Source organism: Desulfobotulus sp., assembly GCF_034006065.1.
In the GTDB taxonomy this organism is placed as follows: Bacteria; Desulfobacterota; Desulfobacteria; order Desulfobacterales; family ASO4-4; genus Desulfobotulus.
This window is the reverse complement of sequence record NZ_JAVETM010000040.1, coordinates 1-12,005: the sequence shown is the minus strand read 5'-3', so window position 1 is coordinate 12,005 and position 12,005 is coordinate 1. Positions and strand designations below refer to the sequence as shown.

The 12,005-nt window shown below is 56.3% G+C and carries 10 protein-coding genes and 1 pseudogene; 8 read left to right on the top strand and 3 right to left on the bottom strand.

Features of this window, described 5'->3' with window-relative positions; translation table 11 throughout:
- Nucleotides 1-34: 34 nt before the first annotated feature.
- Nucleotides 35-790, bottom strand: coding sequence for an SDR family oxidoreductase (locus RBR60_RS13260; RefSeq protein ID WP_320357565.1), 756 nt, complete (start codon nucleotides 788-790; stop codon nucleotides 35-37).
- A 251-nt stretch (nucleotides 791-1,041) separates the two neighbouring features.
- Between RBR60_RS13260 and RBR60_RS13255 the strand changes: the two genes are divergently transcribed.
- On the top strand, nucleotides 1,042-1,365 hold the full coding sequence (locus RBR60_RS13255) for a PilZ domain-containing protein (RefSeq protein ID WP_320357564.1): 324 nt from the start codon (nucleotides 1,042-1,044) through the stop codon (nucleotides 1,363-1,365).
- Nucleotides 1,366-1,448: 83 nt separating this feature from the next.
- On the opposite strand, the gene RBR60_RS13250 is transcribed toward RBR60_RS13255, so the two are convergent.
- Nucleotides 1,449-3,155, bottom strand: coding sequence for an FAD-dependent oxidoreductase (locus RBR60_RS13250; protein ID WP_320357562.1), 1,707 nt, complete (start codon nucleotides 3,153-3,155; stop codon nucleotides 1,449-1,451).
- A gap of 443 nt (nucleotides 3,156-3,598) precedes the next feature.
- Here RBR60_RS13250 and RBR60_RS13245 point away from each other — a divergent pair, with 443 nt between their 5' ends.
- The 7 genes and pseudogenes from RBR60_RS13245 (at nucleotide 3,599) to RBR60_RS13220 (ending at nucleotide 11,558) form a co-directional block, all read left to right on the top strand.
- Entirely contained in the window at nucleotides 3,599-4,258 is a 660-nt protein-coding gene (locus RBR60_RS13245; RefSeq protein WP_320357560.1) for a hypothetical protein, read from the top strand.
- Nucleotides 4,259-4,738: 480 nt separating this feature from the next.
- Nucleotides 4,739-5,059: pseudogene (locus RBR60_RS16835) on the top strand (ATP-binding cassette domain-containing protein); the annotation flags it as partial.
- Nucleotides 5,060-5,065: 6 nt separating this feature from the next.
- Nucleotides 5,066-5,737 (top strand): ABC transporter ATP-binding protein, encoded by a 672-nt coding sequence (locus tag RBR60_RS16830; RefSeq protein ID WP_413815468.1) that lies wholly within the window; start codon nucleotides 5,066-5,068, stop codon nucleotides 5,735-5,737.
- A 32-nt stretch (nucleotides 5,738-5,769) separates the two neighbouring features.
- Nucleotides 5,770-7,095, top strand: a complete 1,326-nt coding sequence (locus RBR60_RS13235) for an ABC transporter substrate-binding protein (RefSeq protein ID WP_320357556.1) — start codon at nucleotides 5,770-5,772, stop codon at nucleotides 7,093-7,095.
- An 84-nt stretch (nucleotides 7,096-7,179) separates the two neighbouring features.
- Nucleotides 7,180-8,079 carry a sugar ABC transporter permease gene (locus RBR60_RS13230; protein ID WP_320357554.1) on the top strand — a complete coding sequence of 300 codons (900 nt, stop codon included), beginning with the start codon at nucleotides 7,180-7,182 and terminating at the stop codon, nucleotides 8,077-8,079.
- A gap of 47 nt (nucleotides 8,080-8,126) precedes the next feature.
- Entirely contained in the window at nucleotides 8,127-8,927 is an 801-nt protein-coding gene (locus RBR60_RS13225; protein WP_320357552.1) for a carbohydrate ABC transporter permease, read from the top strand.
- A 90-nt stretch (nucleotides 8,928-9,017) separates the two neighbouring features.
- Complete coding sequence (locus RBR60_RS13220; protein ID WP_320357550.1) at nucleotides 9,018-11,558, top strand: phytase; 2,541 nt, start codon at nucleotides 9,018-9,020, stop codon at nucleotides 11,556-11,558.
- A gap of 189 nt (nucleotides 11,559-11,747) precedes the next feature.
- On the opposite strand, the gene RBR60_RS13215 is transcribed toward RBR60_RS13220, so the two are convergent.
- Nucleotides 11,748-12,005: hypothetical protein (locus RBR60_RS13215; RefSeq protein WP_320357548.1), on the bottom strand; the 258-nt coding region annotated here is incomplete at its 5' end.

Genomic DNA, 12,005 nt, shown 5'->3' with positions numbered 1-12,005 from the left:
TCCCGCAAGGATCGGCTTTTTGCATTTCGACTTCTCAGACATCCCGGCTCACCGCAAAAGGTCCCCAGGCCTGCTGGGTAGGCATGACTTCCAGATGGTTGATGTTCACATGCTGAGGCAGCGTGGTCACCCAGCCCACAATCTCTGCAATATCCTCCGCGGAAAGCGCCTCCACTCCCTGGTAGGTCTCCGCCGCCTTATCCGCCTGCCCCTTGAAACGCACGAGGGAAAACTCCGTTTCCGCCATACCCGGCGCTATATTGGTTATCCGGATGCCCTTGCCCAGAACATCACAGCGCAGATTCCTTGAAAACTGCTCCACAAAGGCCTTGGTGGCTCCATAGGCGTTTCCTCCGGGATAGGGCCAGCTTCCGGCAACGGACCCCATGTTCACAATATGCCCCCTCCGCCTTTCCACCATTCCAGGCAAAAGCCCCCGGGTAAGATACATAAGTCCCTTGATGTTGGTATCCACCATGGTTTCCCAGTCATCCAGATCCGCCTCCGCAGCAGGCGCAAGCCCCAGGGCCAGCCCCGCGTTGTTGATGAGGATCTCAACCCCGGAAAACCCTTCGGGTATACATTCCAGTGCTTCTTTCACTGCAATCCTCTCCCGCACATCCAGGCACATGAGAAACACCGGGGTATCAAGCTTTTCCGCCAGGGCTTCCAGCCGATCCCGTCTCCGGGCGGCGAGAATCAGGGGATACCCGCGTTTTGCGTACCAGCGGGCGCAGGCTTCGCCAAAACCCGACGATGCGCCCGTAATAAGCACACTGCCCTTTTCCATAATATGCCTCCATCCTCGTTTTTCGCTGCTTAATTTTCCGGAAAATCCCGCCCCTGTTTCTGCCCCTCCCCGGAAGCTCAGGAAATTTTCCCAGAAAAAATAATACAAATCACCCATTGCCAGAATAAACATTGTTTTGTAGTGTGTTCATAAAGTTTTCCCCTCCTCCTTTCCTCCCACCCGGTATACGGGGCGATTTCTGCAGCGGATCGCCCCATTTTCTTTTCTCCCCTTCCATCAAGGATCCCGCCATGGACGACTTCCCAGAAAAACGAAAAGACGCCCGGCAAAACTACTTCAGCCCCGTGGTTTACAGCGCCCAGGATCTGGAATTCAGGGAGTATATCCTTGACATCAGCGGCGGGGGTGTTTTCATCAAAACCCGCCACCTCCTGCCGCCCGGAACGGAAATCAATCTGGTGATTCCCTTTCCCAACGCCAGCTATCTCAGCCTGCTTGGGGTCGTGGTCCGTTCCGGAGAAAAGGGGATTGCCGTACAGTTCCACAAAGACGACCTTAAACTCATTGAAGAGGTCCGCGCCCAGGTTCAGAGTCTTCGGCTTCTTGAACAATAGAAAACCATCTTTTTAGATATCAGGGCCATGCCGAAAAAAACGTCTGACCTTCGGCATGGCCCCCAAAGTCCTGCCTTCAAGCCTCAGATATCCATTCCCCAGTGCTTCAGCATGGCCACCCCGCCAAACACCGTGACATTGTCCGTATGCCCCATGGCTCTCAGGTTCAGCTGGGCCTCGTAGGAACGCACCCCGGTATTACAGATCAGCACGATGGGCTTGTCTTTGGGCAGCTCATCCATCCTGCGCAAAAGCTCATCCTGAGGAATACCTTTCCAGATGCCCGGATATTTTTCTTCATACACCTTTGCATCCGCCCGCGCCCGGCAATCAATGAGACATACCTCGCCTTTTTCGATTTTTTCCCAGGTTTCCGCAAAGACCTCACAGCCGATGGGGTGCATCCGACCATCCAGCAGATTGTCCGCCACATTCCCCAGGGCATTGACAATGTCCATGGCCGAAGAAAAGGGCGGTGAATAGGCAAGCTCAAGATTGGAAATATCCTCCACCCTGGGCTTGCGGGATAAGAGAGCAGCCACAGCGTTGATACGCCCCACGGTAGCGTCGCCCTTGCTGCCCACCCCCTGAATACCCAAGACCTGTCGGGTGCTGCGATCCACCACCAGCTCCAGATACATCAGTTCCTTGGTGGGATAAAAATGCGCCCGGTCCAGCTGGCACATGCGCACACTGATGGCGTCAAATCCTTCTTCCAGGGCTTTTTTCAGGGTGAGACCCGCGCCACAGAGGCAGACATCAAAAAGTTTGACCACAAAACTGCCCACCACTGGGGGGGAAACAGAATCCTTTCCCGCAAGGTTGTCCCCGATGACCCGGCCCTGGCGGTTGGAAAGGGAGCCCAGGGGATAATACCCCGGCTTCCCTGTGATGGCATTGGGAACCAGCACACAATCCCCACCCGCATAAATATCCGGATCTTCCGTACGCATGTGCGCATCCACCACAATGCCGCCATTGAAGCCCACCTCAAGCCCTGCGGCGGCGGCCAGCTCACCATTGGGTACAATACCCGCCGCCAGAATCACAAGGTCTGCATCAAAACTTTCCTTTTCGGTCACCACACCGGTCACCTGCCCTGCCTCTCCTTCCAGCCGGATCACGCTCTGGCGCAGACGGAAAGTCACCCCCTTGGCCTCCATGTGGGTCTGGGCCATTTTTGCCATCTCAGGCCCCACAAAGCCGGGCATGATCTGGTCTGCGATCTCAATCACCGTGGTTTCAATGCCCCACATGTCTGCCAGGGCTTCCGCCATCTCAAGGCCAATGAACCCCGCACCCACCACAACCGCAGTTCCCACCTGGCCGGAAGCGATGGCGGCCTTGATCTGGATGGCATCTCTCAAAGACCCCACAGAAAAAACGCCAGCCAGCTCCTGCCCCGGAATTTTCAGATCCCGGACCCTGGAACCTGTACCGATCACAAGCTTATCATAGGACAACCACGCAGAGGTTCCATCGCTTTTAAGAATCTCTACACGTTTTGCCTTACGGTCTATGGTCGTAACCCGTGTACGGGTCATGACATCAATATCTTTGCAATCCTTGAAAAAACGCTCGTCCCGGAGCATGTGAAAGCTTGTACTCTGTAAAGCTGAGGCATCCGCCACATCTCCGGATACATAATAGGGAATTCCGCACCCCCCGTAGGAAATGTGTTCATCCTGATCCATGAGCAGCACTTCCGCATCGGGCTCCAGGCGTTTGAGACGGCAGGCGGCCTTGGATCCCAGGGCCACAGCACCGATGACCAGTACTTTTTTTCCCATTTTCACTTCCTTTCTCCATATTTGTATATCCGTATACGGCCTCACGGACCGCATCCTGACAAAAATGCTACGCACACAATGCCCTCCAAAGAAGGCAAAGGTCACCCCAAAGGATTTCGGCGTATCGCAGGACGAAGACTACAACCCAGCCTCCGGCCTGTCAAACATCCCCCGCCAAAATATCCACCCAGCTCGGCATCTTTTTCCCCCATTCCACTGCCAGGACAAAACATGGGCCTCTTTTGAGCCCCCAGTGTCTGGCATCCCTTCTCAGAATCTTGCAGTAAACCCTCAGGATCCCTAAAAAAAAAATCATCCCGCAGGGGTCCCATCATCCCCGCATTCCAGAATTAAGAATAACGGCACCATTTTTGCTTATGGGTCCTTACAGAAACAAGCCCAAACGCCCAGAGGGCGCGTGCACGATATAAGGAGGCAAACCCATGATCACAGGAATTCAGGCCTACCAGCGAAGCGATACGGTTCTCACGGAACGCAACGATGAAAGAAAAATACAGAATACCCCCAGTGCGCTAAGCAGCAGAACCCGGGCGAACACCGACACCGCAGCCACAGGCAACCGCCAGGATCGGGTCAGTCTTTCCGAAGAGGTGCAGGGTGCCAAACTCCGGGAAAACATGGGACTCCCCATCAGCGGAAAAATCACAAAAACCATGCTGGAAGACAGCCACAAGGCCATTCTGGATACCGTTAATGAACGCATCCTCCAGGCCAGGACCGAGGCGGGCATCCCTGAAGATGCGGAAGTCACCCTCCGTCTCACGGAAAAGGGAAGTATCAAGGTCAGCAGCAAGAGTGGGGGGGCATGGGAACTTGAAAAACGTCTGCAGGAAGATACTTCCTTCAAAAATGCCTTTGCCTCTCTGGGGCTGCACAAAAGCCTCCAGCAAATCACCACGGGAAAGGGCCAAAGCAGCTTCTTCTCTGATACCGAAGACCGCCCCCTTTCCATGATTGCCCGAGAATACACCGCCCTGCGCCAGTCCCAGGATCCTCTGAGAACCCTTCTCACTCAGGTACAGGCTCAATCTTCCACCTTCAGCCTGAAACATGGGGGCGAGTCCGTGCAGTCAGGCGCCTGAAAGCAGAATCTGAAACGTACGATTGGGAAAGACGAGTCACCGAACCCAGCGGCCCAAAGGCTCTTGGTCTCCGTCAGAACCTTCATATTTCCGGGCCTGCGGATCCTCAGCATCGTCCCCGTCCATGCACCTTGAAAGCCCTTCTCCAGAAGAATTCCCAGGTCTTCACCCCATAGACGCGGCGAAGACCTGAGTCTCCTACGCATCTGCGTCACAAAACGTGACGCAGACCATACCCAGGCCTCCCCCAAAACGCCCTCCCCTTGCCCCATCGCTTTCCGCATTCCGAACACAATATCCATCCATTCCCAACAAAACCCGAACAGGGCCATGGCATGAAGGCGGAATCTTTATTTCGCAACACCAGGGGGCCATGGCATGACAGATCTTGTTCTGAAGAATGTGGAAAAGAAGCTGGGAGGCATTCCCGTGCTTTCCGGAGTGAACCTTGAAATCGCCGCAGGAGAGCTTCTCGTCTGCGTCGGGCCTTCGGGAAGCGGTAAGAGCACGCTGCTGCGCCTCATCGCAGGCCTCGACCAGCCGGACGCAGGCTCCCTCCGACTGGGGGGAGAAGACATCACCCGCAGGTCTCCGGAAAAACGCAACGTGGCCATGGTGTTCCAGAGCTATGCCCTCTATCCCCACATGAGTGTGGAGGAAAACATGGCCTTTCCCCTGCGGGCCCGGGGCATCCCCAAAGCCGAGCGCAAGCGCCTTGTGGCCACAACCGCCGCCATGCTGGGACTTTCCGATCTTCTCAGGAGAAAGCCTGCGGCCCTGTCCGGAGGCCAGCGCCAGCGGGTGGCCATGGGCCGCTGCCTTGTGCGGAACCCGAGACTTTTTCTCCTCGATGAACCCCTCTCCAACCTCGACGCCGCCCTTCGCATGCAGATGCGCATTGAGATCAGGGAACTCCAGCGCCGTCTGGGCACCACCATGGTCTATGTCACCCACGACCAGTCCGAGGCCATGACCATCGCAGACCGCATCGCCGTGATGGAGGCGGGAAAAATCGTGCAGATCGCCTGCCCGAAGGATCTGTACGCTTCCCCGGTCAATCGTTTTGTGGCGGGCTTCATCGGTACCCCTTCCATGAATTTTTTTTCCGGCCTGCGGGATGCTCACGGCGCTGTCCTTCTTGAAAACGGGGGCCGCATCCTGCTTTCAGACGCGCGTCAGCGGATTCTCAACGGTGAAAAGAAACTCACCGTGGGCGTGCGGCCGGAACATCTGCGGCCTGCAGGCCCTCAAGACAAAAGATCCGCCATGGTGGCGGATGTCCGCCTTCTCGAACCCGTAGGCGGCGATCTTCTGGTGCATGGGGAAAGTGCAGGCATTCCCGTGCGGTTCAGGGCTTCCGGCCACAGGGTGCGGGAGGGAGAGACCCTTCATCTCCATGCGCGGGAAGAGGATTTCTACTTTTTTGATGCACAAAGCGGCAGATGCTTAAGTCCGGCACAGACGGCCTCCGCCGCATGAAATAAACTTAACAATCACAGGGAGACAGACGGATGGTAAAGTGGGCTCGTGCTGCATGCAGTATTGTTCTGGGTCTGGTCATGGCGGGAAGCGCTCTCGCCGCCGCACCCAAAAAGGTGGAAGTCACCTTCTGGCACGCCATGGGAGGCGGAAACATCGCCTTTATTGAGCGTATGGTGGCGGATTTCAACTTCACCCATCCCCAGATTGAGGTGAAGGCCGAGTACAAGGGCTCCTACCGGGATACCCTCAACGCCACCATTCTGGCCCATCGCCAGAAAAAATCTCCGCACATGGTGCATATCTTTGAAGTGGGTACCCAGATGGCCCTGGATTCCGGGATCTTCACCCCCTTTGCCCAGGGACTTGAGGCCTCCGCCCTTCGGGATCTTGAAGACTATATTCCCCCTGTGGCCAACTACTACACCATCAACGGACAGTTCAACTCCATTCCCTGGAACTCCTCCAACCCTGTCCTTTATTACAACAAGGACATCTTCCGCAAGGCGGGCCTGGATCCGGAAAATCCACCAAAAACCTACGGGGAGATCATGAAGGCTGCGGAGCAGATCGTGCGCTCCAAAGCGGCGGTTAAGGGCATCACCTGGCCCCTGCACTCCTGGTTTGTGGAACAATGGATAAGCATGCAGGGAGCCCTCTTGGCCAACAATGAAAACGGCAGGGCAGGACGGGCCACCGAAACCCACCTCGACTCCCCCGCCATGATGCGTACGGCCACCTGGTGGAAGGAGCTTTACGACAAGGGACTCTACGCCTATTCCGGCAAGCCCGAGGACTGGGACGGGGCCAACAAGCTCTTTGTTTCCGGCCAGACCGGCATGCTCATCACTTCCACCTCGGATGTGACCTTCCATCAGGCTGCGGCCTTTGAAAACGGTTATGCCCTGGGAACCGGGCCCCTTCCTGCGCCTGACGGCATGGAACGCAACGGTGTTGTGGTGGGCGGCGCTTCCATCTGGATGACGCGGGATAAAAGCCCCGAAGAAATGGAGGCCGCAAGAACCTTCCTTCTCTGGCTCACCAACACGGAAAACGGGGTACGCTGGCACAAGGGAACGGGGTATTTCCCCGTGCGCACCAGCTCCTGTGATGTGGTGAAAAATCAGGGCTGGTTTGAGAAGAACCCCGCCTACACCGCAGCCTTTGAGCAGCTCCTTTCCACACGGGTGAACCGCGCCTCCCAGGGCGCCCTGCTGGGACCCTTCCCCGAGATCCGCACCATCATCACCGACGCCATGCAGCAGATTCTGAGCGGCACTCCCGTGGAAAAGGCCCTGAAGGAAGCGGACACGCGGGCGGATAAGGCCCTTCAGGATTACAACCGGTCCGTGAAATAGGAAGCCCGTCCGGATCGGGTTTCCTGCACGAAAACGATGCTGCGGGGCGGCTGGATTCAGTCGCCCCTTTGCATGGAGCGTTGCATGAACATTTCCACACCCTTTTCCTCAAACCGATGGCTGGGGCTTTTGTTTCTGCTGCCCACCCTGCTCATCCTCGTGATGTTTTTATATGGCCCCATTCTGGAGACCCTGCGCCTTTCCTTTCATCAGGTGGCCTTTCTGGGGCTTCGGGAGGAATTCTGCGGCCTTGGCAATTACCGGGATCTTTTTTTTGAGCCGGGATACCGGAGAATGTTCCAGGCCACCCTGATCTTCACCTTTTTCACCGTCACAGGGGGCATGGGACTGGGGCTTCTCCTTGCCCTTCTTGTGCATGGGGTGAAAGGGGGCAGGGGTTTTTACCGTCTTTTTCTCATCTGGCCCTATGCCCTGTCTCCCGCTGTGGCGGGGGTGATTTTTCTTTTTCTTTTCAGCAATCAGGTGGGGCTTGTGAACGCAGGCCTTGACGCCCTTTTCGGCCGTCATCCGGACTGGCTGGCCAGCCCGGCCCTGGCCATGACCGTGGTGGTGGGAGCCGCCATCTGGAAAAACATCGGCTACAACCTCATCTTTTACCTCGCAGCCCTTTCCAGCCTGCCCAGAGACGTGCTGGAAGCCGCACGCATGGACGGTGCTGGCCATGTGATGCGGCTTCTGCGGGTTTTTCTGCCCCTCCTTGCGCCCATGACCCTTTTTCTTCTGGTGGTGAACCTCATGTATGCGGTCTTTGATGTCTTTCCCGTGGTGGACCTCATCACAAAGGGCGGACCTTCCGATGCTACCCTCCTCATGATCTACAGCCTGTACCGGGATGGTTTCGAATTTCTGAAAACGGGAAGTGCCGCCGCCCAATCCGTGCTTCTCCTCGGGGCCGTGGCCTTTCTCACTCTGGTGAAGTTCAGAACCTATGGAAGGGGCATTCATTACGGAGGAAGGCAATGAGGAAAGTTTTTTCGCTTTTCAGACAGAAGGAGGGCTGGGGGAAAGGCATGTTCTCCCATCTCACGCTTCTTTTTGCGGTGGCGGTGGTGGGGGCTCCGGTTCTGCTGGCCCTTGTTTTTTCCACCCAGACTCCGGCCCAGATCTTCTCCTTTCCCCCAAAGCTTGCCTTTGGTACAGCCACCTCTGAAAACTACAGCCTGGCCTGGGAAACCTACAGGCTGGGGCTTTACATGAAAAACTCCCTTTTCATCGCCATTACGGTGACCCTCGGAAAAACCCTGACCGCCTTTCTTGCGGCAACGGCCTTTGTCTATTTCCGCCTGCCCTTCCGGGGATTTTTTTTCGCATTCGTGCTCATGACCCTCATGATGCCCACGGAAATCATGATCGTGGCCCTCTTTGACCGGGTGACGGCTCTGGGATGGGCGGACAGTGCCTTTGCCCTCACCGTGCCCTTCATGGCTTCCGCCACCAGCGTCTTTCTGTTCCGCCAGCACTTTCTCCAGATTCCCCTGGAGCTGGTGGACGCGGCCCGGGTGGACGGGGTGGGGCTTTCAGCCTTCATGCTGCGGATTTTGCTGCCCATGAGCCGCAACGTCATCGCCGCCATGGCTCTCATCGATTTCGTTTATGTCTGGAACCAGTACCTCTGGCCCCTTGTGATCATCCGGGACGGCTCCAGGCAGATGGTGCAGGTGGGCCTCCGCATGATGACCTCAGGTCAGGATGCCACCCACTGGGGCGTGGTCATGGCGGGAGCGGTTCTGACCCTGCTGCCGCCCCTCTGCGTCTTTCTGCTCCTTCAGCGATCTCTGGCCTTAAGTGTTTCTCTGGGCCGGGAAAAATAAGGGCGTACCCTGCTTTCTGGCATGGAAAAGAATTTTTTCATGCCCGGAGCTTTTTATTTTTATATCCAATTTATCTTAAAGGAGAAAAACGTGAAGCGTCAGATCAGAGCTTTCTGCGCAGGTCTCAGCACCCTGGCCCTTATGGGGATGGGGAATGCCAGCGCAGCTGTACTGCTCAACGAAATCGGCATCAATCCACCGGGCAATGATGACCACATGGAATTCATAGAGCTTCTGACAACACCGGGGATTCCCCTTGACGGCTACACCTTTCTTGCCCTGGATGGCAGCAAGAATCCCGGCAAGGTGATCTATGCCAGGAATCTTGACGGGTTTCAGGCGGGAGCCAATGGTCTTGTGCTGCTCCACCACCCGGATGCCTACACCGACCGTCATCCGGACACCACTTCCATCCCTGCTCCGGAGTTCCGGGTGATGAAAGACGGCAAAGCAGAAAAAAATGGCCTCTTTCCCCACGATGCCATCACATTCATGGTGCTGCATCAGGCCGAAGGCATTAGCACAGGCATGGATCTGGATCCGGACGACCAGGGCGTGCTCAGCCTCGGCAACGCCCGCATCACCGATAGCGTCGGCTGGCAGGACAAGGGTGGCGGGAAGGTCTATTCTCCCGCCATTCTGACCCAGAGTTCCTCCAACCCGGATTTCGCCACCCGCTTTCTGGGAAAAAACGGGGTCAGTGAAGCTAACGCCTGGTGCAACGGGGATCTCATCGACATGGGTGATAACACGGAGCGCCGCTATGATCCGGCCAAGGCTTCGGCAAACCTTCCGCCCAACGCCCGCATTACTCCGGGCAGGGAAAATTTTGTGGAAGCGCCCTTTGTCCTCTTAAACGAGATGCTTGTCACCCCCCCTTCAGGAAGCGGTCTTCAGCCCTGGGTGGAGCTGACGGGCAATCCCATGACCGCCGTTTCCGATCTCCACCTGCTTGCCGTGTCCGGCAAGGCGGCGAATGCAGGAGAAATTCTCCAGGTACTTTCCCTCGGTTCCTTTACCCTGGGCGGCAACGGACTGGCGCTTATCCAAGCTCAAGGGGCGGAAATGCCGGAGGTGCCGCCTGCCACCACGGTGCTCTCCCGTATGCCGGAAAGCGGTTTTTTCTCCCCGGAAAGTCTTTCCGTACTCCTTGTGTACAGTCAGACCCCGCCCACCATCGGCACGAAACTTGACATGGATGCCACAGGGTCCATCTCCGGCCTGCCTCATGGAGCCAGCGTGCTGGATGCCGCAGGCTGGGCGGACAGCACAGGCGACCGGTTTTTCGGAGGTGCGGACATGGGTATCCAGGGCCGGGCTCCGGATGGAGCTTCCCGCTTCAGAAGCGCCCGTCAGTCCATGGACGGCAGTGTCTGGGCCTGGGGCTTTCTTACGGGAGAGGGAGCCTATGACGCGAATCAGGCTTCGGCCAGCATGGTGGCCCGTGCACGGATGACGGCGGGTGACATCAATTTTGCGCCCAACACCGCTGTCCTTGTACGGCCCGTTCTGGAAACCGCGGTTCCGGAGTCCGGCGGCAGCGATGCCGATGACCCCGCTTTCTGGGTGCATCCCGAAGATCCGGAAAAAAGCCTTGTGATCTGCACCCAGAAAAAGGCGGGATACTCCATCTATACGGTGAAGGGTGAAACCCTTGTGGATGTGAACCCCGGAAATGTGCGTTACAACAATGTGGATGTGGCCTATGCCATGGGGGTAGGGCAGGAGATCCTCGATATTGCCGTTTTCTCGGACAGGGCTGGCGACAAACTGGCCATCTACGCCATCTCGGAATCCGCGCCCTATCTGAGAAACATCACGGATCCGGGAGCAGAGGTTATTTTTGGTGGAGAGCCCTCCGAGGACACGCCCTACGGTCTGGCCCTGTACAAGAGTCCTGCAAGTGGAAAATTTTATGCCTTTGTCACCCAGGCAGCCACCTGGAAAATCCGCCAGCTGGAGCTGATCCCCACGACATCGGGCACTGTCACCTGGAAGGCCGTACGGGATATTGACCTCACCGGCGGCAAGAATGACGAGCAGGCCGAAGGCCTGACCGTGGATCAGGAGGCGGGTATTCTCTACATCTGCCAGGAAGAGGTGGGCGTATTCAAAATCGGAGCAGAACCCGATGATGCCACACTTCCCCTGACACCCGTAGCCCTTGGGGGAAAAAACGGACACCTCGTTCCGGACATCGAAGGGATCGCCCTTTACTACGGTGCCAGCGGGGAAGGCTATCTGCTGGTTTCCAGCCAGGGTTCCAATTCCTTTGCCGTGTATGAGCGCAAGGGAGACAATGCCTTCATCGGCAGCTTTGTGGTGGTGGACAACGGGAGAGGGATTGACGGCAGCGAGGAGTGTGACGGCATGGAGGTGGTGAATGTCCCCATGGGCGAACGCTTTCCCAAGGGCCTTCTTGTGATTCAGGACGGCAGGAACACAAATCCGGACGGCACTTTCTCCAACCCCAACTTCAAGTTCATCCCCTGGGAATCCATCGCTGAAGGCATGGGGCTTGGGGTGGATACAAAAAGCTACCATCCCAATCCAAGGGCTGTGAAAGACAGCAGTGAAAGCAGTCCTCAGGAGAAAAGCAGCAGCAACTGTTTTATCCGGAGTCTTTTTTGATTCCGTTTGATTCGGAAGAGTCCCGCCTGATCGTTCTCCGGGAAATCAGGCGGTTAATCCCATTTTTCCAAGGCTTTTTATTTTTTCTGATTACTATCCTGACTCAGCCACAGTTTGTTGGTGCGTTTGTTCAGGCCATGCCATGGTGCGAGCGGATATTTTAATGCGGGCAGATGTAAAATCTGGCCTTCAGTTTCCCTGATTGAAGGTTCGCATGGCTGAAGGTTCGTGGTAAATGGCTGAAGGTTCGTGGTAAATGGGTGAAGGTTCGTGATAATCAGATTCTTTTTTGCCCCTGTTTTCCCATGGACTTCCGGTATCAGAGGCGAAATTTGCTAAAACCATGAGCCCAAACACAAAAAACACCTTCTTTAAATATTGCTGCAACATGCCTGATGTCTGATGCAACAGTTTTTTTGATTGCAACCATTCAAACAGGGAGAAGCC